Genomic DNA, 21,458 nt, shown 5'->3' with positions numbered 1-21,458 from the left:
GGGGCGCTGCCCGGCGCGTCAACGCGAGGCCGGGGCGAGGTCGGGGCGCGGTCGGGGCCGGAAGGCTGCGCGCCCCGCTTGCGCGCGGCCTGCGAATGCGCGATCAAGGCGGCGTTGCGATGAAAGGGCCCGACCATGCTGGAGCAGAACGCGAAACCCACCGAAGAGATCGACCTGCGCGAGGTGTTCGGTCTGGACAGCGACATGAAGGTGAAGGGCTTCGCCGAGCGCAGCGACCGCGTGCCCGAGATCGACACGACCTACAAGTTCGACCCCGACACCACCATGGCGATTCTGGCGGGCTTCGCCTATAACCGCCGGGTGATGATCCAGGGCTATCACGGCACCGGCAAATCGACCCATATCGAGCAGGTGGCGGCGCGGCTGAACTGGCCCTGCGTGCGGGTGAACCTGGACAGCCACGTTTCCCGGATCGACCTGATCGGCAAGGACGCGATCAAGCTGGTCGACGGCAAGCAGGTGACGGTCTTCCACGAGGGCATCCTGCCCTGGGCGCTGCGCAACCCGACCGCCATCGTCTTCGACGAATACGACGCCGGCCGCGCCGACGTGATGTTCGTGATCCAGCGCGTGCTGGAGGCCGACGGCAAGCTGACGCTGCTGGACCAGAACGAGGTCATCACGCCGAACCCCTGGTTCCGCCTGTTCGCCACCGCCAACACCGTCGGCCTGGGCGACACGACCGGGCTCTATCACGGTACCCAGCAGATCAACCAGGGCCAGATGGACCGCTGGTCGCTGGTCGCCACGCTGAACTATCTGTCGCATGACGCCGAGACGAACATCGTGCTGGCCAAGAACCCGACCTACAACACGGAAAAGGGCCGCAAGCTGATCAGCCAGATGGTGACGCTGGCCGACCTGACGCGGACCGCCTTCATGCAGGGCGACCTGTCCACGGTCATGTCGCCGCGCACCGTCATCAGCTGGGCGCAGAACGCGCGGATCTTCGACAATGTCGGCTATGCCTTCCGGCTGACCTTCCTGAACAAATGCGACGAGCTGGAGCGCCAGACCGTGGCCGAGTTCTATCAGCGCCTGTTCGACGAGGAACTGCCGGAAAGCGCCGCCGCGAAGGCCGGCTGACCGGTCTCGCGGCTGGCCGGCTCAGGCCGGCTGCCGCAGGCTCTGGCGGGCCAGCGCGGCGATCAGGTCGGTGCGGGTCACGATGCCGACGATCCGGCCGCCGTCCAGCACCGGAACCGCGTCGCAGCTGCCATCGGCCAGTTTCGGCAGCAGCGTGGCGATGGGCGCGTCCGGCGTGGTCGTGGGCACGTCGGTCGACATGATCTGCGCCGCGCGCAGCCGCCGGTCGCGCAGCTGCCGCGCCAGCACCGCCCGGAACCTGCCGCCGATGCCGCGGCTCTCGTCCGAGACCTTGCGGATCAGGTGGATCTGGTAGATCACGCCCAGGAAGCGGTCGTCCTTCTCGACCACGGGCAATGAGATGAAGCCGTGGCGCTGGAACAGCTGGGCCACGTCGTTCAGCACGGTCTCGGGGCCGACCGTGACCAGGTCGCGCGACATGATGTCTGACGCGGTCAGCGGCCCGGCCCGGTGCCCGGCCGCCCGCAGCTCGGCCGCCGAGATCAGCCGGACCAGGTCCTCGACGCCCAGGTTCAGCGTCTGGCGGTATTGGGTCAGGATGTCGGTCAGTTCCGCCTCGCTCAGCCCGATCCGCTCGAGCGGCTCGTGGTCGTCAGTGCCGTGGACGTTCTTCTGCTCGAACTGGCGGAACGGATAGTGGCGGCCGGTCAGGCGGCTGTAGAGGACCGCGACCAGGACCAGGATCGCGGTTCCCAGCGCGACCGGGCACAGCGCGAAGCCGAGGCCCAGCTCGCGGATCGTGTCGGGGCTGAGCGCGGCGGTCATCGCGACGGCGCCGCCGGGCGGGTGCAGCGCCCGCAGAAGGATCATCGCCGCGATCGCCAGCCCGACCGCCAGCGGAACCCGGATGAAGGGATCGGCGACCAACATGCAGACCAGCACCGCGCACAGCGCCGACAGCGTGTTGCCGACCACGGCCGACCATGGCTGGGCAAGCGGGCTGCTGGGAACCGCGAAGACCAGCACCGAAGTGGCGCCGAAGGGCGCGATCAGCCACAGGCCCAGCCGCTGGTCCTCGGTGAAGGTCAGCAGCAGCAGCCCGGCCAGCGCCACCCCGATCAGCGCGCCGATGCCGGCCCGCACCGCCTCGCGCGGCGAGCCGGGCGGGATGGCGGGGCCAAGCGCCCGAAAAGCCGAATTCGCAAGCAGTTTCACGTCATTTGCCGCCAGAATGAACATGCCCAAGCCGTCGCTGCATATCGCGAAGGCAGAACCGGGAAAAGCCCGTCTTGGGTTGTAGATGACGGCCCGCGCGTCGGGGCCCGAGTCGGCCCGTGCGTCAGGGGATGTTCAGCACCGCGTCCAGCAGGCTGTCGGGCTGGGCCAGCGCCCTGAGCGCGGCGGGATCGGTGATGATGACGCGCATCCCGTCGATATGGACGCCATGCGCCTTCAGCGCCTTGAAGGCCCGCGACAGGCTTTCCGGCGTCATCCCCAGGTAAGAGGCCAGCAGCCGCTTTTCCTGCGGCAGCACGAAGCCCTTCGCCTCGCCCGCCTCCTGGGATTTCTGCAGCAGATAGGCGCCCAGCCTTTCGCGGGCATTGCGCAGCTTCAGGTTCTTGGCGTGGCGTACCAGGCTGCGATAGCCCTCGGACAGTTCCTGGACCGCCGCCATCGCGAAGCCCGGATCGCGGGCGAAGGCGGCGCGCACGTCCACCGCCGGAATCAGCACGATCCGCGAGCGCTGCAGCGTGCGCGCCGACATCAGATAGGGCGCGTCGCGCATGCAGGCGGCCAGGATGAAGGTGGCGACCGGCTGGACCACCGCCATGGTGGTCTCGTGCTCGCGCCACCGGGCATAGAGCTCGACCGCGCCCTCCAGCACGACATGCAGGAAATTCGCGCCTTCGCCCTGGCGGATCAGCTCCAGCTGGGCGGGAAAGACCTGGTCATAGGCCGCGTGCATCAGCGCGTCGAAGGCCGGGCTGGCCATGTCGCGAAACAGCGGCAGGTTGCGGATTTCGGCCCGGTCTTCTTCGCGCATGGGCTGTCCTTGGCGGCGGGATGGCTGGCGGGAGCGGTGATTCACCCTCGCGGCATTTTTGACTTTTGTCAATTGCATTGGCCGGATTTGTCGCCCGGCCGACAGGCGAATGCGCCCCCAGGATTTGACGCTTTCGTGGCGGTCATTTGTCAAAATCCAAAAGAGCGCGCTTTTCCCGGCGCCGAATCCGCGGATTGACCGAGATCAAATCGCCCTGTCACCTTACCATGCTGCTTCGAGGCAAATGGAACGCGCGACAGACCAATCGGAGCAAGCCGCCATGCCGGATCTACATTCTCCGTCCCCGATGCAGCAGCAGAAGGCGCTGTGGCTCAGCACCACCGCCTTCACGCTGTGCTTTGCCGTCTGGACGATCTTCTCGATCATCGGGATCACCATCAAGGAGGATCTCGGCCTGACCGAGTTCCAATACGGATTGCTGATCGCCACCCCGATCCTGACCGGATCGCTGAGCCGGCTGATCCTGGGCGTCTGGACGGAACGCTATGGCGGGCGGCTGGTCTTCTCGCTGCAGATGCTGTTCACGGCGCTGGCGACCTGGGCGCTGACCTGGGCCAGCACCTATGCCGGCTTCCTGCTGGCGGCGCTCGGCGTCGGGCTGGCCGGGGGCAGCTTCATCATCGGCGTCGCCTATGTGTCGAAATGGTTCCCGACCGAGCGGCAGGGCACCGCGCTTGGCATCTTCGGGATGGGCAATGTCGGCGCGGCGGTGACCAAGTTCCTGGCGCCCTTCGTGCTGGTCGCCTGGGGCTGGCAGGCCGTGGCGCAGATCTGGGCCGTCGGCATCGCGCTGATGGGCCTGTTCTTCCTGCTGGCCGCCCGCGACGATCCCGATTTCGAGGCCCGCCGCGCGCAGGGGATCGCCGCGCCCACGCTGGCCCAGCAATTCGCGCCGCTGAGGAAGCTGCAGGTCTGGCGCTTCTCGCTCTATTATTTCTTCGTCTTCGGCGGCTTCGTCGCCCTGGCGCTGTGGCTGCCGCATTACCTGACCGAGGTCTACGGGGTCGATCTGCGCGTCGCCGGGATGGCGGCGGCGGCCTTCAGCCTGTCGGCCAGCGTCTTCCGCGCCTATGGCGGCGTGCTGTCGGACCGTTTCGGCGCCCGCACGGTCATGTACTGGACCTTCGGCTTCTGCGCGCTGTTCCTGTTCATGCTGTCCTATCCGCCGACCGATTACGCGATCCGCGGCAAGGACGGGATCATCACCTTCTCGACCGAGATGGGGCTGTGGCCCTTCGTGGTGACGCTGTTCGCGCTGGGGTTCTTCATGAGCCTGGGCAAGGCCGCGGTCTTCAAGCACATCCCGGTCTATTATCCGAACCATGTCGGCGCGGTCGGCGGGCTTGTCGGCATGATCGGCGGGCTGGGCGGCTTCATCCTGCCCATCGTCTTCGGCGCGCTTCTGGACCTGACCGGCATCTGGACCTCCAGCTTCGCGCTGCTCTTGCTGGTCGTCGCCGTGTCGATGGCCTGGATGCACCTGTCGATCCGCGCGATGGAGCGGCGCGCCCACGGCGCTGCGCTGGACCGGCTGCCCAGCTTCCCCGAACTGGCCGAGGTCCACGACCCCGAGCGGACCGTGATGCCGCGCGTGCTGGAGGACTGGCGCCCCGAGGACCCGGTCTTCTGGGCCGAGAAGGGCCGCAAGGTCGCGCGGCGCAACCTGTGGATCTCGATCCCGGCGCTGACGCTGGCCTTCGCGGTCTGGATGGTCTGGTCGGTCGTCGTCGCCCGGCTGCCCTCGATCGGCTTCGCCTTCTCGCAGGACCAGCTGTTCTGGCTGGCGGCGCTGCCGGCGCTGTCGGGGGCGACGCTGAGGATCTTCTACAGCTTCATGGTGCCGATCTTCGGCGGGCGGCTGTGGACGACGCTGTCGACCGCCTCGCTGCTGATCCCGGCCATGGGCATCGGCTATGCGGTGCAGGACCCGACCACGCCCTATCTGATCTTCATCGCCTTGGCGCTGCTCTGCGGGCTGGGCGGGGCCAACTTCGCTTCGTCCATGGCCAATATCAGCTTCTTCTTCCCGAAATCGGAAAAGGGCAACGCGATGGGGCTGAATGCCGGGCTGGGCAACCTGGGCGTGTCGTTGTTGCAGTTCCTGGTGCCCATCGTCATCACCATGGGCGTCTTCGGCGCCATGGGCGGCGCGCCGCAGCAGCTGTCCGATGGCGGGCAGCTGTGGATGCAGAACGCGGGCTTCGTCTGGGTGCCCTTCGTCATCGCCGCGACCGTGGCCGCCTGGCTGGGCATGAACGACATCACCGATGCCCGCGCCAGTTTCCGCGAACAGGCGGTGATCTTCACGCGCAAGCATAACTGGGTGATGTGCGTCCTCTATATCGGCACCTTCGGCAGCTTCATCGGCTATTCGGCGGGCTTCCCGCTGCTGATCGGGCTGGCCTTCCCCGAGGTGAACGCGCTGCAATTCGTCTTCCTGGGGCCGCTGGTCGGCGCGCTCAGCCGGGCGGGTTCGGGCTGGCTGGCCGACCGGGTCGGCGGCGGGCGCGTCACCTTCTGGGTCTTCGCGGGCATGATCGTGTCGGTCGCGCTGGTGATCGTCTCGCTGCAGGCGCTGTCCTTCGCGGGCTTCTTCGCGGGCTTCATGGCGCTGTTCTTCTTCACCGGGGTCGGCAATTCCTCGACCTTCCAGATGATCCCCGTGATCATGCGCAAGGAAGTCGCCCGGCTGGAGCCGCAGCTGTCGCCCGAGGAGCGCCGCCGCCAGTCCGACCGCGAATCCGCCGCGATCATCGCCTTCACCAGCGCGATCGGCGCCTATGGCGGCTTCTTCATCCCCAAGGCCTATGGCAGCTCGATCGCCATGACCGGATCGGCGCTTGGCGCGCTGTGGGCCTTCCTTGCCTTCTACGTCGTCTGCCTTGCCGTGACCTGGGTCTTCTACACCCGGCCGGGCGGGCTTTTGCACGACATCGAACATCGCCGCGCCCCCGACGGCGCCGCCAATCCAGCCTGACATAGGAGACAGCCATGAGCCATCTGCTGGATCGCCTGAACTTCCTGAAACCCGCCCGCAAGGACGTGTTCGCGGAAGGGCATGGCCAGACCACGACCGAGAACCGCGACTGGGAAGAGACCTATCGCTCGCGCTGGCGCCACGACAAGATCGTCCGCTCCACCCATGGGGTGAACTGCACCGGCTCCTGCTCCTGGAAGATCTATGTCAAGTCGGGCATCGTCACCTGGGAGACGCAGCAGACCGACTATCCGCGCACCCGGCCGGACCTGCCGAACCACGAGCCGCGCGGCTGCGCGCGCGGCGCCTCCTACAGCTGGTATCTCTATTCCGCGAACCGGGTGAAGACGCCGCTGATCCGCGGCCGGCTGATGAAGCTGTGGCGCGAGAAGCGCAAGACCATGACCCCGATCCAGGCCTGGACCGCGATCCAGGAGGATCCGCAGGCCCGCGCCAGCTATACCCGCATCCGCGGCAAGGGCGGCTTCGTGCGCGCGACCTGGGACGAGGCGACCGAGATCACCGCCGCCGCCAATGCCTATACCGCCAAGACATATGGCCCCGACCGGGTCTTCGGCTTCTCGCCCATCCCGGCCATGTCGATGATCTCCTATGCGGCGGGGACGCGCTATCTGTCGCTTCTGGGCGGGACCTGCATGTCCTTCTACGATTGGTATTGCGACCTGCCGCCGGCCTCGCCGATGACCTGGGGCGAACAGACCGACGTGCCGGAATCGGCCGACTGGTACAATGCGGGCTATCTGCTGCTGTGGGGCTCGAACGTGCCGCAGACCCGCACGCCCGACGCGCATTTCTATACCGAGGTGCGCTACAAGGGCACCAAGTCCGCGGTGATCTGCCCCGACTATTCCGAGGCCGCGAAATTCGGCGACATCTGGCTGAACGCCAAGCAGGGCACCGACGCGGCGCTTGGCATGGCCTTCGGCCACGTCATCCTGCGCGAATTCCACCTGGACCGGCAGGCCGAGTATTTCGAGGATTACTGCCGCCGCTATTCCGACATGCCGATGCTGGTGGTGCTGGACCGGCAGGGCGACCGGCTGGTGGCGGGGCGGCAGCTGCGCGCCTCCGACCTGCCCGATGCCCTGGGCCAGCGCGGCAACCCGGACTGGAAGACCGTGGCGATCGACGAGACCAGCGGCGATCTGGTCGCGCCGAACGGCTCGATCGGCTATCGCTGGACGGCCGAGGGCGGCGTCGCGCCCAGCAAGGCGGCGGGGGTGGCCGAGACCGGCACCTCGGGCGGCAAGGACATGGAGACCGGGCGCTGGAACCTTGAGCAGAAGGCCGGCGCGCGCGACGTGCGCCTGAAGATGAGCCTGATCCTGGAGGGCGATCACGACCAGGTCGCGGCGGTGGATTTCCCCTTCTTCGGCGGCGCGGCCACCAACGGCTTCGCGCTGGACGACCGGGGCGAGGTCTTGACCCGCAACGTGCCCGCCCGCCGGGTGGTGCTGGCCGATGGCAGCGAGGCGCTGGTGGCCACGGTCTTCGACCTTCTCTGCGCCAATTACAGTCTGGACCGGGGCCTGGGCGGCGAAAATGTCGCCCGCGACTATGACGCCGACGTGCCCTTCACCCCGGCCTGGGCCGAGCGCATCACCGGCGTGCGCCGCGACAAGATCATCCAGGTGGCGCGCGAATTCGCCGCCAATGCCGAAAAGACCAACGGGCGGTCGATGATCATCATCGGCGCGGCGATGAACCACTGGTTCCACATGGACATGAATTACCGCGCGGTCATCAACATGCTGGTGATGTGCGGCTGCGTCGGCCAGTCGGGCGGCGGCTGGGCGCATTACGTCGGCCAGGAAAAGCTGCGCCCGCAGACCGGCTGGACGGCGCTGGCCTTCGCGCTGGACTGGGCACGGCCACCGCGGCACATGAACTCGACCAGCGCCTGGTATGCCCATACCGACCAGTGGCGCTACGAGACGGTCAGCGCGCAGGAAATCCTGTCGCCCACCGCGCCCGAGGGCGACTGGAACCGGCTCAGCCTGATCGACTACAACATCCGCGCCGAACGGATGGGCTGGCTGCCCTCGGCCCCGCAGCTGAAGACCAACCCGCTGGAGGTCGGCCGCGCGGCCAAGGCCGAGGGCATCGCCGTCAAGGATTACGTCGCGCGCGAGCTGAAATCCGGCGGGTTGCAGATGTCCTGTGAGGATCCCGACGCGCCGGAAAACTGGCCGCGGAACCTGTTCGTCTGGCGCTCGAACCTGCTGGGGTCCTCGGGCAAGGGGCATGAATATTTCCTCAAGCACCTGCTGGGCACCGATCACGGCGTGCAGGGCAAGGACCTGGGGCAGGAGGGCCGCCAGAAGCCGGTCGAGGCCGCCTGGCACGACCAGGCGCCGGAAGGCAAGCTGGACCTGCTCGTGACGATCGACTTCCGCATGTCGACCACCGCCGTCTATGCCGACATCGTCCTGCCGACCGCCAGCTGGTACGAAAAGGACGACATGAACACCTCGGACATGCATCCCTTCATCCACCCGCTGCAGGCGGCGGTGGACCCGGCCTATGAATCGCGCTCCGACTGGGAGATCTTCAAGTCCATCGCCCGCAAGTTCTCGGAAATCGCGCCCGAGATCCTGGGGGTCGAGACGGACGTGGTGCAGCTGCCCCTGCAGCATGACAGCCCCGGCGAGATCGCCCAGCCCGCCGTGCGCGACTGGAAGCGCGGCGAATGCGAGCTGATCCCCGGCAAAACCGCGCCCGCCTATATCGAGGTGACGCGCGATTACCCGAACCTCTACCGGCGCTTTACCGCGCTGGGCCCGCTGATGGAGAAGCTGGGCAATGGCGGCAAGGGGATCAGCTGGGACACGGCCGAGGAGGTCCATCACCTGCAGGCCCTGAACGGCCGCGTGACCGAGGACGGCCCGACGCGCGGCATGGCGCGGATCGAGACCGCCATCGACGCGGCCGAGGTGGTGCTGATGCTGGCCCCCGAGACGAACGGAGAGGTCGCCGTGAAGGCCTGGCAGTCGCTGTCCAAGGCGACGGGCCGCGATCACAAGCACCTGGCCGAAGTGAAGGAGGACGAGAAGATCCGCTTCCGCGACATCGCCGCCCAGCCGAGGAAGATCATCTCCTCGCCCACCTGGTCGGGGATCGAAAGCGAGGAGGTCTGCTATAACGCCGGCTGGACCAACGTGCATGAGCTGATCCCCTGGCGGACCCTGACGGGGCGCCAGCAGCTCTATCAGGACCACGAATGGATGCGGGCCTTTGGCGAGGGCTTCGTGACCTGGCGCCCGCCGGTGGACCTGAAGACCATCGGCGCGGATGCCACGAAATCGCTGGCCAGCGGCGAAAGGCATGTGGTGCTGAACTTCCTGACCCCGCACCAGAAATGGGGCATCCATTCGACCTATACCGACAACCTTCTGATGCTGACGCTGAACCGCGGCGGGCCGGTGGTCTGGCTGTCGGAAACCGACGCCCGCACGGCCGGGCTGGTCGATAACGACTGGGTCGAGGTCTTCAACAGCAACGGCGTGATCGCCGCCCGCGCGGTGGTCAGCCAGCGGATGAAGGAAGGCAGCATGTTCATGTATCACGCGCAGGAAAAGATCGTGAACACGCCGGGCAGCCAGATCACCGGCCAGCGCGGCGGCATCCACAACTCGGTCACGCGCATCGTGCCCAAGCCCACCCACATGATCGGCGGCTATGCGCAGCAGAGCTATGGCTTCAACTATTACGGCACGGTCGGCGCGAACCGCGACGAATTCGTCATCGTCCGCAAGATGGACAGGATCGACTGGCTGGACGAACCCCTGGAAACGGGACCCGCAACCCAAGCGACGGAGGCAGCGGAATGAAAGTGCGCGCGCAAATCGGCATGGTGCTGAACCTGGACAAGTGTATCGGCTGCCATACCTGTTCGGTGACCTGCAAGAACGTCTGGACCTCTCGCGAGGGGGTCGAATACGCCTGGTTCAACAATGTCGAGACCAAGCCCGGCATCGGCTATCCCAAGGACTGGGAAAACCAGAAGCGCTGGAACGGCGGCTGGGTGCGGACCCGCTCGGGGCATCTGCAACCCAAGCAGGGCGGCAAGTGGCGGATCCTGGCCAATATCTTCGCCAATCCCGACCTGCCCGAGATCGACGATTTCTACGAGCCCTTCGATTTCGACTATGACCACCTGAAATCCGCGCCCGAGATGCGGGCCTTCCCGACCGCCCGGCCGCGTTCGAAGATCTCGGGCCAGCGCATGGAGAAGATCGAATGGGGCCCGAACTGGGAGGAGATCCTGGGCGGCGAATTCGAGAAGCGCGGCAAGGACTACAACTTCGAGGGCATCCAGAAGGAGATCTATGGCGAATACGAGAACACCTTCATGATGTATCTGCCCAGGCTGTGCGAGCATTGCCTGAACCCGACCTGCGTGGCCTCCTGCCCGTCCGGCGCGATCTACAAGCGCGAGGAGGACGGCGTGGTGCTGATCGACCAGGACAAGTGCCGGGGCTGGCGGATGTGCGTCTCGGGCTGCCCCTACAAGAAGATCTATTACAACTGGTCCACCGGGAAGTCGGAGAAATGCATCCTGTGCTATCCGCGCCTGGAATCGGGCCAGCCGACGGTCTGTTCGGAAACCTGCGTCGGCCGCATCCGCTATCTGGGGGTGATGCTCTATGACGCCGACAGGATCGCCGAGGCCGCCTCGTCGGAGGCGGAGACGGATCTCTATGACGCGCAGCTGGGCGTCTTCCTGGACCCCAGCGACCCCGAGGTGATCGCCGCCGCCCGCGCCGAGGGCGTGCCCGAGGACTGGATCAGGGGCGCGCAGAACAGCCCGATCTGGAAGATGGCGATGGAATGGAAGATCGCCTTCCCGCTGCACCCGGAATACCGCACCCTGCCGATGGTCTGGTACGTGCCGCCGCTGTCGCCGATCCAGAACGCGGCCGAAGCGGGCAGGATCGCCGCGCAGGACGACATGCCCGACGTGCGGTCGCTGCGCATCCCGCTGCGCTATCTGGCCAACATGCTGACCGCCGGGGACGAGGCGCCGGTGGCCACCGCGCTGGAGCGGATGCTGGCCATGCGCTCCTACATGCGGGCGAAGACCATCGACGGGGTGGTCGACCTGGGCGTGGCCAAGCGCGTCGGCCTGACGCCGCACCAGATCGACGAGATGTATCACCTGCTGGCCATCGCCAATTACGAGGATCGCTTCGTCATCCCCACCACCCATCGCGAGGTGGTCGAGGATGCCTATGACCTGAAGGGCGGCTGCGGCTTTACCGACGGGCACGGCTGTTCTTCGGGCGACACGCCCTCGCTTTTCGGCGGCAAGAAGTTCCGCAGCCCGCAGGAGTTCATCGCATGAAGACCTTCAAGGCACTTTCCGCATTGCTGTCCTATCCCGAGGCCGACCTGATCGCCGCGCTGCCCGAAATCGACGCGGTGCTGCACGCCGAGGGATTGCTGGGACCCAAGCGCATGGAAGAGATCGGCCAGCTGCTGCGCGAATTGCGTGACGGCGATCTCTATGACCTGCAGGAACGCTATGTGCTGCTGTTCGACCGCTCGCGCACGCTGTCGCTGAACCTGTTCGAGCATGTCCATGGCGAAAGCCGCGACCGGGGCGGGGCGATGGTCGACCTGCTGGAGACCTATCGCGCCCATGGCTTCGACCTGGCCGGGACGGAACTGCCCGACCACCTGCCGGTGCTGCTGGAATACCTGTCCACCCGGCCCCTGGCCGAGGCGCAGGCGATGCTGGCCGATGCCGGGCATATCCTGGTGGCGCTGTCGGAACGGCTGCTGCGCCGTGAAACCCGTTATGCCGCCGTGCTGACCGCGCTGGCCGGGCTGGCCGCGACCGAACCCGCCGACCTGCCCGCCGCGCTGGCCGAGATCCCCGACGACGACCCCGAGGACCTGGCCGCGCTGGACGCGGTCTGGGCCGAGGCGCAGGTGACCTTCGGCCCCGATCCCAATGCCGGCTGCCCGGTCAGCCGCGACATCCTTGCCCGCATGGACGCCCCGCGCGCCCCCGCGACCGCCAGCTAGAGGAGGCTTCGATGCACAACTTCCTGTTCGGGATCTATCCCTATATCGCCATCACCGTGATGATCCTGGGCTCGATCATCCGCTATGATTCCGATCCGTTCAGCTGGAAATCGAAATCCAGCCAGATTCTGCGGCGGCGGCAATTCGTCATCGGCTCGGTCCTGTTCCATGTCGGGGTGCTGGTGATCTTCTTCGGCCACCTGGTCGGGCTGCTGACGCCGGTCGTGGTCTTCGACACGCTGGGCATCAGCCACGGCGCCAAGCAGGTCCTGGCGATGGCGGCGGGCGGCATCGCCGGGGTGATGGCGCTGGTCGGCGGCGGGATGCTGCTGCACCGGCGCCTGACCGATCCGCGCGTCCGCGCCCATTCGTCGCTGGCCGACAACGGCATCCTGATCCTGCTGCTTGCGCAGCTGGTGCTGGGGCTGATGACCATCCTGGTCTCGGTGCAGCACCTGGACGGGCACGAGATGCTGCTGCTGATGTCCTGGGCGCAGGGGATCGCCTATTTCCAGGCCGGCGCGGCCGATCACATCACCGGCGTGCATTGGCTGTTCAAGCTGCACATCTTCCTGGGCCTGACGATCTTTTTGCTGTTTCCCTTCACCCGGCTGGTCCACATGATCTCGGCCCCGGTGCGCTATCTGTGGCGGCCGGGCTATCAGATCGTGCGCACCAAGCGGCATCCGGCGAAGTGATGGCCATGCAGATGAAACCGCTTCTGCCCCCCGTCATCGTCAATGGCGCAACCATCGACCCCGGCCGCATCGCGGCCGAGGCCCAGAACCATCCCGCGCCGAAGGGCAAGCCCGGCCATGCCTGGCGCGCCGCCGCCCGCGCGCTGGCGGTGCGAGAGCTTCTGCTGCAAGAGGCCCGCGCCCAGGGCATCGCCGCCGATCCGGCCGAACTGGCGCCGGGCCAATGGGAAACCGAGGACGAGGCGATGATCCGCGCCCTGCTGGAACGCGCGATCCGGCCCGATCCGGTCGACGACGCCGCACTGGCCCGGATCCACGCGGCCCATCCCGATCGGTTCCGCGCGCCCTCGCTCTACGAGGCGGCGCATATCCTGTTCGCCGCCGCGCCGGACGACGCCGAGGCGCGCAGCCGCGCGCGCAGCAATGCCGAGGCGGTCCTGGCCGAGATCACCGCCCAGCCGCGCCGCTTCGCCGAACTGGCCGCGCGCCACAGCGCCTGTTCGTCCCGGACCTCGGGTGGCGTGCTGGGGCAGCTGAGCGCGGGCGATACCGTGCCGGAATTCGAGGCGGCGCTGGCCTCGATGCAGGAAGGGGCGCTGTCGCTGGTCGAGACGCGCTATGGCCTCCACGTCATCCGCCTCGACGCCCGCGCGCGGGGCGAGGTCCTGCCGCTTGACGCCGTGCTGCCCCGCCTGCGCGAGGCGCAGGAGAAGGCCGCCTGGGCCAGGGCCAGCCGCGATTACGTCCAGGGGCTGATCGCCGGGGCCGAGATCCTTGGCGTTTCCTTCGAGGACGGGGCAGGGCGATGACGCTTGGCTATGTCAGCCTGCCCGGCCGGGGGGCGAACGACCTGTTCCTGGCCGGCGTCGCGCGGGGCCTGCAGGCGGCGGGGCTGCGGCTGGCCGGGACCGTGCAGGTCAATATCCGGCGCGAGGGGCGCGTCAGATGCGACATGGACCTGCGCGTGCTGCCCAACGGCCCGGTCCTGCGCATCAGCGAGGATCGCGGCAATGGCGCGCGCGGCTGCCGCCTGGATGCGGGCGTGCTGGAGGCCGCGGTGCTGGGCGTGTCCGCGGCGCTGCCGCAGGCGGACCTGCTGCTGGTCAACAAGTTCGGCAAGCAGGAAGCCGAGGGGCGCGGGCTTGCCCCGCTGATCGCCGAGGCCCTGTCGCGCGGCATCCCGGTCCTGGCCGGGGTCAACGGGCTGAACCTGCCGGCCTTCGAGGCCTTCGCCGAGGGGCTTGCCACGCCTCTGCCCGGCGACGAGGCGCTGGTGCTGGACTGGTGCCTGGACGCCTGCCGGGTGGCGGGCTAGGCCGCGCCCGGTCGCCCCGAGACCGCCTTGGCGGCGCGTTTCGGCCCCGCCAGCACTGGCAGGTAAAGCAAGGCGAAGCCGCCGAAAGCCGCGATCCACAGCAGCCCCGACAGGTGCAGCAGCCAGGGCTGGCCCGGCAGCAGCCCGGCCAGAAGCCGCGCCGCGACCGAGCCCAGCAGCGCCAGATACAGCGCGACCGTCCCGCCGCCCGCATGCAGGGGGCGGCCGCTATGGCCAAGGCTCGCCCGGCTCATGACCGCCAGCGTCATCATCCCGATCGCGCCCGCCAGCCAGACATGGCGCGCGGCGCCGGGCGCGACCAGGCCCAGCCCGGCGGCGGCCTCGGCCCAGAAGCCAAGGGCCAGCGCCGCATAGGCCAGGTGCATCACCCACAGAAGCGGCTCGGGCCGGGTGCGCGGGCCCTGCCAGCGCGACAGCCGCCACAGATGCGCCGCGCCGCAGGCCAGCATCAGCCAGGGCATCGGCGCGGCCTGGGGCGCGGCGACGAAACCCGCCAGCGCGGCCAGGGTCAGGCCCAGCACCATGCCGTCGCGGCGGTTGAAGGGCACCGGCAGATGCGGCGATTTGCGCGCCGCCAGCCAGTTGCGGGTGAAGCTGGGAATGATCCGCCCGCCGATCAGCGCGATCAGTGCCAGCGCGGCGGCAAGACCCAGCCGCATCCCCATGCCCTCGAAGGCGGCGCCCCCGCCGGCCGCCTCCAGGTGGAACAGTGCGTTGCCGGCGGCGAAGACCCCGATCAGCGCCAGGACCGGCAGGTTGCGCCAGTTCCGGCCGCTGACGATCTCTCGCGCCAGGAAGCCCAGCAGCGCCAGCCCCAGCGCCAGGTCCGCCAGCATCACCGGCAGCCAGCCGGCCAGCCCCGAGAGGGCCATGGCGACGCGCCCCAGAAGCCACAGCCCGACCAGCCCGGCCAGCGGCGCGCCGGTCACCGGCAGCCGCCCGGTCCAGTTGGGCACGGCGGTCAGCACGAAGCCGCCGATCACGCCGCCCAGATAGCCATAGAGGAATTCATGCGCGTGCCAGCTGAACGGGTCCATCGCCAGCGGCAGGGGCGCGGCGCCGGCCAGCATGGCGATCCACAGCCCCATGGCCAGCGCCGCCCAGGCCGAGGACAGCAGGAAGAACGGCCGGAAGCCGTGGCTGAACAGCGCCGGCCCGCGGTAGCTGCGCATCCGTTGCGACGTGGACATGTTGCGTCTCCGCGATGGGTCAGGCCGCCAGCACCTCGTCGGCGGGCCCGAAGAATTCGTAATGGATCCGGCTGGCCGGGATGCCCTCGCCGACCAGGCCCGACACGAAATGCCGCAGGAAGGGCTTGGGGCCGCAGAGGTAGATGTCGGCGTCGGACAGCGGGACGTTGTCGCGCAGCCAGTCCAGCGTGATCAGCCCGTCATTGGCGCCGCCGGCCGGGTCGGGCTGTTCGTAGAAGGTCGCGACCGTGGTCCGGCCGTGGCGCCGCGCCAAGTGGCGGATCTGCGGATCCAGCGCATGGGTCGCGCGGCCGGTGGTGCCGTGGACGTAATAGACCGGCAGGTCCGGGTGATGGGCGGCGATCTCTTCCATCATGCTGACCATGGGCGTCAGCCCGACGCCGCCCGACAGCAGCACGACCGGCCGGCGCGGCGCGGCGGGCAGGTGGAAATCGCCGGCGGGCGGGGTGCATTCCAGGACCGTGCCGAGCGTGGTGTCGTCATGCAGGAAGCACGAGGCCTCGCCCCGCGGTTCGCGCTTGACGGTGATCCGGTAATGGTCCCGGTTCGGCCCGCAGGAGATGGTGTAGTTGCGCTTGATCCCCGGCCGGCCTGCCGCGTCGAAGCGCAGGGTCAGGTATTGGCCGGGCCGGTGGGCGATGACCGGGCCGCCATCCTCGGGGCGCAGGGTGAAGGACATGATGGTGTCGCTTTCCGCCCGCCTGTCGATGATGGCGAAGCGCCGCCAGCCGGTCCAGCCGCCCGGCTGCGCCAGGATCCCGGCGCGGATCGCCGCCTCGCGCTCCTTCAGGATTTCGGCCAGGAACCAGTAGGCCTCGCCCCATGCCGCCAGGATCTGGGGCGTGGCGGCATCGCCCAGCACCTCCTCGATCGCGCCCAGAAGGGCGGTGGCGACATGCGGGTAATGTTCGGGCAGGATCGCATAGCCGACATGTTTCTGGGCCATCCGCTCGACCGCGCCGGCCAGGGCGCCCAGGTTGTCGATGTTCTGCGCATAGGCCAGCACCGCGCCGGCCAGCGCGAAACGCTGCGCGCCGCTTTTCTGGTTCGCGTCGTTGAACAGCGCGGCGATCTCGGGGTCCCGGAACAGCCGACGATACATCGCCTCGGTGATGCTGGCGCCATGTTCGGCCAGGGCGGGGACGGTCGCCTTCACCAGGGCGACGGTTTCGGGGGATGGCTGTGCGGGCATGGCGCTCTCCGTTAAAGATGTATTCTGGATACATCTAATCGGGGCGCTATATACATGCAAATGAAATGCATCTAATGTGACAAAATGAAGCTGACCCGCTATACCGATTATGCGCTGCGCGTGATGATCCACCTGGCGATGCGCCGGGACGACCTGGCCTCGATCCGCCAGATCGCCGCGATCTACGGCATCTCGCAGAACCACCTGATGAAGATCGTGCAGGACCTTGGCCACGCGGGATTTGTCGAGACGATCCGCGGCCGCAATGGCGGGCTGCGGCTGGCGCGGCCGGCCGATCAGATCACGCTGGGGGCGCTGGTCCGCCATACCGAGGGCCATTGCCCGCTGGTCGATTGCGCCGGCTGCCTGATCGCGCCGGCCTGCGACCTGCCCGCCATCTTCGCCGAGGCGATGGAGGCCTTCCTGGCGGTTCTGGACCGCTATCGGCTGGCCGATGTCGCGACCAGGCCCGACGCGCTGCGGCAGCTGTTCGGGATCGAGAGCATCGGCGGGCCGGCGTCCTGAACGCGCCTTGCGCGGGGCGGTGCGACATGAAGTCCTGTATGAGAATTTGACCGCAATACCACGTTTGTAAACGGAAATTCTATACCATCAATGCCCGAGAATTGGCGCCCGACGCTCCGTCGCCTGTCGGCGGCGACGTGCTTGTCATACCCCCTTGACAGGCTCGCCCTGCTTGTGTGAGCATTTGCCCAGCAGTTTGGCAAATGCTGATCCGTAGGGAGGAAGACGATATGAGCATGATGTGGCGCGCCCTCATGGGGGCCTGCGCGGTGACGGCGATGGGCGCTCCGGTTCTGGCCGAGACGCTGACCATCGCCACCGTCAACAATGGCGACATGATCCGCATGCAGCGGATGACCTCGTCCTTCACCGAGGCCAATCCCGACATTCAGCTGGAATGGGTCACGCTGGAGGAAAACGTCCTGCGCCAGCGCGTCACCACCGACATCGCCACGCGGGGCGGGCAATACGACATCGTCACCGTCGGCAATTACGAGGTGCCGATCTGGGCCGCCCAGGACTGGCTGCTGCCGCTGGAGGACATGGGCGAGGAATACGACGCCGAGGACATCCTGCCGCCGATCGCCGCCGGCCTGTCGCGCGACGGCCAGCTTTTCGCCGCGCCCTTCTACGGCGAATCGGCGATGATCATGTATCGCACCGACCTGATGGAGGCCGCCGGGCTGGAAATGCCCGAGCGCCCGACCTGGGACTTCGTCTTCGACGCGGCGCGCAAGATGACCGACCGGCCGAACGAGATCTATGGCATCTGCCTGCGCGGCAAGGCGGGCTGGGGCGAGAACATGGCCTTCCTGACCTCGATGGCGCACAGCTATGGCGCGGCCTGGTTCGATGCCGAGTGGAAGCCGCAATTCGACGGCGAGGCCTGGAACAGGGCGCTGAGCGACTATGTGGCGGTGATGAACGAGGCCGGGCCTCCGGGCGCCTCCTCGAACGGCTTCAACGAGAACCTGGCGCTGTTCCAGACCGGCAAATGCGGCATGTGGATCGACGCCACCGTGGCCGCCAGCTTCGTGTCGAACCCCGATGACAGCACTGTGGCCGACAAGGTGGGCTATGCGCTGGCGCCGGAAGGCGAGAAGCCGGCGATGTGGCTCTGGGCCTGGACGCTGGCGATCCCGTCCTCGACCCAGTCGCCCGATGCGGCGAAGAAATTCGTCGCCTGGGCCACGTCCAAGGCCTATGCCGAGGAGATCGCGGCCGCCGACGGCTGGGCCAATGTGCCGCCGGGCACCCGGACCTCGCTTTACGAGAACCCGGAATACCAGGAGGCCGCGCCCTTCGCCCAGACGACGCTGGACAGCATCATGTCGGCCGACCTGGCGAACCCGACCACGGTCGAGGTGCCCTATATCGGCACGCAATGGGTGGGCATCCCGGAATTCCAGGCGATCGGCACCACGGTCGGGCAGCAATTCTCGGCCGCGCTGGCCGGGCAGGCCACGGTCGAGCAGGCCCTGCAGATGGCCCAGCAGATCGCCGAGCGCGAGATGACCCGCGCGGGCTATCCGAAATAGGCGGATGACATCGCCGGGGGCGGGCCATCCGCCCCCGGTCCGATCCGGGAAATCGCGTGGGGAGGCGCAGCGATGGCCACAAGGCACCAGACAACGCTTGCGCGGCTGATGGTCGCGCCCTCGGTCCTCTTGCTTCTGGGCTGGATGATCGTGCCGCTGGGGATGACGCTCTGGTTCAGCTTTCAAAGCTACAACCTGCTGTCGCCGGGGATGGAACGCTTCATCGGCTTTCTGAACTACGAATACTTCCTGTCCGACCCGGCCTTCTGGACCTCGATGCGCAACACGCTGATGCTGGTCGGGGGCGTCCTGGTCATCACCGTGGGCGGCGGCATCGCGCTGGCGCTGCTGCTGGACCAGCCGATGCGCGGGCAGGGGATGGTGCGCATCCTGGTGATCGCGCCCTTCTTCATCATGCCCACCGTCTCGGCGCTGGTCTGGAAGAACATGTTCATGAACCCTGTGAACGGGCTCTTTGCCTGGATGGCCAAGGCGGTCGGCGCCCAGCCCATCGACTTCCTGGCCGAGGCGCCGCTGATGTCGATCATCCTGATCGTGTCCTGGCAATGGCTGCCCTTCGCCACGCTGATCCTGCTGACCGCCCTGCAATCGCTGGACAGCGAGCAGATGGAGGCGGCCGAGATGGACGGCGCGGGCGCCTTCAGCAAGTTCACCTACCTGGTCCTGCCGCATCTGTCGCGGGCCATCACCGTGGTGATCCTGATCGAGACGATCTTCCTTCTGTCGGTCTTCGCCGAGATCCTGGTGACCACCAATGGCGGACCGGGCTATCAGTCCACCAACCTGACCTTCCTGGTCTATTCGCAGGCCCTGCTGCAATTCGACGTGGGCGGTGCCTCGGCCGGCGGCATCGTCGCCGTGATCCTTGCCAATATCGTTGCGATCTTCCTGATGCGGATGATCGGCAAGACGCTGGAGTAAGCCATGGCACGCAATGTTTCCGAAACCCGCCGCTGGACCGTCACCTTCATCGCCTGGGGGATCGCGCTGGTGATCTTCTTCCCGATCCTGTGGACGATCCTGACCAGCTTCAAGTCCGAGGCCGACGCCATCGCCAGCCCGCCCAAGTTCCTGTTCTTCGACTGGACGACGCGGAACTATTCCGAGGTGCAGGCGCGGTCGCCCTATTTCCGGCATTTCTCGAACTCGGTGGTGATCTCGATCGGCTCGACGCTGCTGGGCCTGCTGATCGCCATCCCGGCCGCCTGGTCGATGGCCTTCCAGCCCGCCAAGCGCACCAAGGACCTCTTGATGTGGATGCTCTCCACCAAGATGATGCCGGCCGCGGGCGTGCTGATCCCGATCTACCTGCTGTTTCGCAGCTGGGGCCTTCTGGACACGCGGCTGGGCATCACCGTCGTGCTGATGCTGATCAACCTGCCGATCATCACCTGGATGCTCTATACCTATTTCCGCGAGATCCCGGGCGAGATCCTGGAAGCCGCGCGGATGGACGGCGCCAGCCTGAAGAACGAGATCCTCTATGTGCTGACGCCGATGGCCGTGCCGGGCATCGCCTCGACCCTGCTTCTGAACGTCATCCTGGCATGGAACGAGGCGTTCTGGACGCTGAACCTTACCACCTCGCAGGCGGCGCCGCTGACGACCTTCATCGCCAGCTATTCATCGCCCGAGGGGCTGTTCTATGCGAAACTTTCGGCGGCGAGCACCATGGCCATCGCCCCGATCCTGATCCTGGGCTGGTTCAGCCAGAAGCAACTTGTCCGCGGCCTGACCTTCGGCGCGGTGAAATAGGAAGGGGAAGGAACCATGGGAAGCATCACGCTGAAATCGGTTCGCAAGGCGTTCGGCGATGTCGAGGTCATTCCGGGCGTCGATCTGGAAATCAACGATGGCGAATTCGTGGTCTTCGTCGGCCCCTCGGGCTGCGGCAAGTCCACGCTGCTGCGGCTGATCGCGGGGCTGGAGGATGTCAGCTCGGGCCAGATCCTGATCGACGGCCAGGACGTGACCCATGCGGCGCCGGCGCGGCGCGGGCTGGCGATGGTGTTCCAGTCCTACGCGCTCTATCCGCATATGTCGGTCAGGAAGAACATCGCCTTCCCGCTGAAGATGGCCGGCATGGCGGCGGCCGAGCAGGAGCGCCGCGTCAGCCACGCGGCCGGCATCCTGAACCTGACCGATTACCTGGACCGCCGGCCCGGCCAGCTGTCGGGCGGCCAGCGCCAGCGCGTCGCCATCGGCCGCGCCATCGTGCGCGAGCCCTCGGCCTTCCTGTTCGACGAGCCCTTGTCGAACCTGGACGCGGCGCTGCGGGTGAACATGCGGGTCGAGATTTCCGAGCTGCACAAGAAGCTGGCGACCACGATGGTCTACGTCACCCACGACCAGGTCGAGGCGATGACCATGGCCGACAAGATCGTCGTGCTGCGCGCCGGCCGGATCGAGCAGGTGGGCAGCCCGCTGGATCTCTATCGCCGCCCGGCCAACCGCTTCGTGGCGGGCTTCATCGGCAGCCCGAACATGAATTTCCTGGAAGGGCAGGCGGCGGGGACGCATGACGCCCATGCGATCGGCGTGCGGCCCGAACATTGGCGGCTGTCGACCTCCGAGGGCGCCTTCGGCGGCACCGTGGGCGTGGCCGAGCATCTGGGCTCGGACACCTTCCTGCATGTGGACCTGGACGACGGCACCCATGTCGTGGCCCGCGCCGAGGGGGAATTCCCGGTCGATCACGGCGACCGCATCCACCTGACCCCGCAGGAGGGCCGCGTCTATCGCTTCGACCAGCAGGGTCTGGCGATCTGAGCCGCGC

Annotated in this window: 17 protein-coding genes; 13 read left to right on the top strand and 4 right to left on the bottom strand. The window is 67.4% G+C overall.

The window, feature by feature from the left end:
* Nucleotides 1–135: 135 nt before the first annotated feature.
* Nucleotides 136–1,107 (top strand): cobaltochelatase subunit CobS, encoded by a 972-nt coding sequence (cobS, locus tag C9E82_RS02375; RefSeq protein ID WP_119896528.1) that lies wholly within the window; start codon nucleotides 136–138, stop codon nucleotides 1,105–1,107.
* Nucleotides 1,108–1,128: 21 nt separating this feature from the next.
* On the opposite strand, the gene C9E82_RS02370 is transcribed toward cobS, so the two are convergent.
* The gene (locus C9E82_RS02370) at nucleotides 1,129–2,283 is read right to left on the bottom strand and encodes an HPP family protein (protein WP_240643399.1); all 1,155 of its coding nucleotides are present in this window, start codon (nucleotides 2,281–2,283) and stop codon (nucleotides 1,129–1,131) included.
* Between the two features lie 124 nt (nucleotides 2,284–2,407).
* Nucleotides 2,408–3,112 carry a helix-turn-helix domain-containing protein gene (locus C9E82_RS02365; protein ID WP_119896526.1) on the bottom strand — a complete coding sequence of 235 codons (705 nt, stop codon included), beginning with the start codon at nucleotides 3,110–3,112 and terminating at the stop codon, nucleotides 2,408–2,410.
* 307 nt (nucleotides 3,113–3,419) lie between these two features.
* Here C9E82_RS02365 and C9E82_RS02360 point away from each other — a divergent pair, with 307 nt between their 5' ends.
* Genes C9E82_RS02360 through C9E82_RS02330 form a run of 7 tightly spaced genes read left to right on the top strand, consistent with a single transcriptional unit; the run spans nucleotide 3,420 to nucleotide 14,174 of the window.
* On the top strand, nucleotides 3,420–6,110 hold the full coding sequence (locus C9E82_RS02360) for a nitrate/nitrite transporter (protein ID WP_240643403.1): 2,691 nt from the start codon (nucleotides 3,420–3,422) through the stop codon (nucleotides 6,108–6,110).
* A 14-nt stretch (nucleotides 6,111–6,124) separates the two neighbouring features.
* Complete coding sequence (locus C9E82_RS02355) at nucleotides 6,125–9,961, top strand: nitrate reductase subunit alpha (RefSeq protein WP_119896524.1); 3,837 nt, start codon at nucleotides 6,125–6,127, stop codon at nucleotides 9,959–9,961.
* Entirely contained in the window at nucleotides 9,958–11,475 is a 1,518-nt protein-coding gene (gene narH / locus C9E82_RS02350; protein ID WP_119896523.1) for a nitrate reductase subunit beta, read from the top strand. The genes C9E82_RS02355 and narH overlap by 4 nt, the downstream gene beginning before the upstream one ends.
* Complete coding sequence (gene narJ / locus C9E82_RS02345; RefSeq protein ID WP_119896522.1) at nucleotides 11,472–12,161, top strand: nitrate reductase molybdenum cofactor assembly chaperone; 690 nt, start codon at nucleotides 11,472–11,474, stop codon at nucleotides 12,159–12,161. Before narH ends, narJ begins: the two co-directional genes overlap by 4 nt.
* Before the next feature lie 11 nt (nucleotides 12,162–12,172).
* A complete protein-coding gene (gene narI, locus C9E82_RS02340; RefSeq protein ID WP_119896521.1) occupies nucleotides 12,173–12,859 on the top strand; it encodes a respiratory nitrate reductase subunit gamma in 687 nt (228 codons plus the stop codon).
* Between the two features lie 11 nt (nucleotides 12,860–12,870).
* Entirely contained in the window at nucleotides 12,871–13,668 is a 798-nt protein-coding gene (locus tag C9E82_RS02335) for a peptidylprolyl isomerase (RefSeq protein ID WP_240643398.1), read from the top strand.
* Nucleotides 13,665–14,174: a DUF2478 domain-containing protein gene (locus C9E82_RS02330; protein WP_119896520.1), complete on the top strand. Its 510-nt coding sequence runs from the start codon at nucleotides 13,665–13,667 to the stop codon at nucleotides 14,172–14,174. Before C9E82_RS02335 ends, C9E82_RS02330 begins: the two co-directional genes overlap by 4 nt.
* Here the strand turns inward: C9E82_RS02330 and C9E82_RS02325 are convergent.
* Both C9E82_RS02325 and hmpA read right to left on the bottom strand, forming a co-directional pair.
* Nucleotides 14,171–15,385 (bottom strand): NnrS family protein, encoded by a 1,215-nt coding sequence (locus C9E82_RS02325; RefSeq protein ID WP_119896519.1) that lies wholly within the window; start codon nucleotides 15,383–15,385, stop codon nucleotides 14,171–14,173. The two genes, C9E82_RS02330 and C9E82_RS02325, sit on opposite strands and share 4 nt — an antisense overlap.
* Before the next feature lie 19 nt (nucleotides 15,386–15,404).
* Nucleotides 15,405–16,598, bottom strand: a complete 1,194-nt coding sequence (gene hmpA / locus C9E82_RS02320; protein ID WP_119896518.1) for an NO-inducible flavohemoprotein — start codon at nucleotides 16,596–16,598, stop codon at nucleotides 15,405–15,407.
* A gap of 84 nt (nucleotides 16,599–16,682) precedes the next feature.
* On the opposite strand from hmpA, the gene C9E82_RS02315 reads away from it, so the two are divergent.
* The 5 genes from C9E82_RS02315 to C9E82_RS02295 all read left to right on the top strand — a co-directional run bounded on the left by C9E82_RS02315 (nucleotide 16,683) and on the right by C9E82_RS02295 (nucleotide 21,451).
* Nucleotides 16,683–17,123, top strand: coding sequence for an RrF2 family transcriptional regulator (locus tag C9E82_RS02315; protein ID WP_119896517.1), 441 nt, complete (start codon nucleotides 16,683–16,685; stop codon nucleotides 17,121–17,123).
* A 230-nt stretch (nucleotides 17,124–17,353) separates the two neighbouring features.
* The gene (locus tag C9E82_RS02310) at nucleotides 17,354–18,661 is read left to right on the top strand and encodes an ABC transporter substrate-binding protein (protein ID WP_119896516.1); all 1,308 of its coding nucleotides are present in this window, start codon (nucleotides 17,354–17,356) and stop codon (nucleotides 18,659–18,661) included.
* Between the two features lie 72 nt (nucleotides 18,662–18,733).
* Nucleotides 18,734–19,603, top strand: a complete 870-nt coding sequence (locus C9E82_RS02305) for a carbohydrate ABC transporter permease (RefSeq protein ID WP_119896515.1) — start codon at nucleotides 18,734–18,736, stop codon at nucleotides 19,601–19,603.
* A gap of 3 nt (nucleotides 19,604–19,606) precedes the next feature.
* A complete protein-coding gene (locus C9E82_RS02300) occupies nucleotides 19,607–20,437 on the top strand; it encodes a carbohydrate ABC transporter permease (RefSeq protein WP_119896514.1) in 831 nt (276 codons plus the stop codon).
* A gap of 15 nt (nucleotides 20,438–20,452) precedes the next feature.
* Nucleotides 20,453–21,451, top strand: coding sequence for an ABC transporter ATP-binding protein (locus C9E82_RS02295; protein WP_119896513.1), 999 nt, complete (start codon nucleotides 20,453–20,455; stop codon nucleotides 21,449–21,451).
* The last annotated feature ends 7 nt before the right edge of the window (nucleotides 21,452–21,458 follow it).

The organism is Paracoccus sigandri, assembly GCF_003709565.1.
Taxonomy (GTDB): domain Bacteria; phylum Pseudomonadota; class Alphaproteobacteria; order Rhodobacterales; family Rhodobacteraceae; genus Paracoccus; species Paracoccus siganidrum.
Note: the sequence above shows the minus strand (reverse complement) of the source record. Positions and strands in the feature narration are given on the sequence as shown.

Coding starts and splice junctions, on each gene's coding strand:
- narH (WP_119896523.1), top strand. CDS start 9,958: ATGAAAGTGCGCGCGCAAATCGGCATGGTGCTGAACCTGGACAAGTGT.
- C9E82_RS02335 (WP_240643398.1), top strand. CDS start 12,871: ATGAAACCGCTTCTGCCCCCCGTCATCGTCAATGGCGCAACCATCGAC.
- C9E82_RS02315 (WP_119896517.1), top strand. CDS start 16,683: ATGAAGCTGACCCGCTATACCGATTATGCGCTGCGCGTGATGATCCAC.
- C9E82_RS02305 (WP_119896515.1), top strand. CDS start 18,734: ATGGCCACAAGGCACCAGACAACGCTTGCGCGGCTGATGGTCGCGCCC.
- C9E82_RS02365 (WP_119896526.1), bottom strand. CDS start 3,112: ATGCGCGAAGAAGACCGGGCCGAAATCCGCAACCTGCCGCTGTTTCGC.
- C9E82_RS02325 (WP_119896519.1), bottom strand. CDS start 15,385: ATGTCCACGTCGCAACGGATGCGCAGCTACCGCGGGCCGGCGCTGTTC.
- C9E82_RS02300 (WP_119896514.1), top strand. CDS start 19,607: ATGGCACGCAATGTTTCCGAAACCCGCCGCTGGACCGTCACCTTCATC.
- narI (WP_119896521.1), top strand. CDS start 12,173: ATGCACAACTTCCTGTTCGGGATCTATCCCTATATCGCCATCACCGTG.
- C9E82_RS02360 (WP_240643403.1), top strand. CDS start 3,420: ATGCAGCAGCAGAAGGCGCTGTGGCTCAGCACCACCGCCTTCACGCTG.
- cobS (WP_119896528.1), top strand. CDS start 136: ATGCTGGAGCAGAACGCGAAACCCACCGAAGAGATCGACCTGCGCGAG.
- narJ (WP_119896522.1), top strand. CDS start 11,472: ATGAAGACCTTCAAGGCACTTTCCGCATTGCTGTCCTATCCCGAGGCC.
- C9E82_RS02295 (WP_119896513.1), top strand. CDS start 20,453: ATGGGAAGCATCACGCTGAAATCGGTTCGCAAGGCGTTCGGCGATGTC.
- C9E82_RS02355 (WP_119896524.1), top strand. CDS start 6,125: ATGAGCCATCTGCTGGATCGCCTGAACTTCCTGAAACCCGCCCGCAAG.
- hmpA (WP_119896518.1), bottom strand. CDS start 16,598: ATGCCCGCACAGCCATCCCCCGAAACCGTCGCCCTGGTGAAGGCGACC.
- C9E82_RS02310 (WP_119896516.1), top strand. CDS start 17,354: ATGAGCATGATGTGGCGCGCCCTCATGGGGGCCTGCGCGGTGACGGCG.
- C9E82_RS02330 (WP_119896520.1), top strand. CDS start 13,665: ATGACGCTTGGCTATGTCAGCCTGCCCGGCCGGGGGGCGAACGACCTG.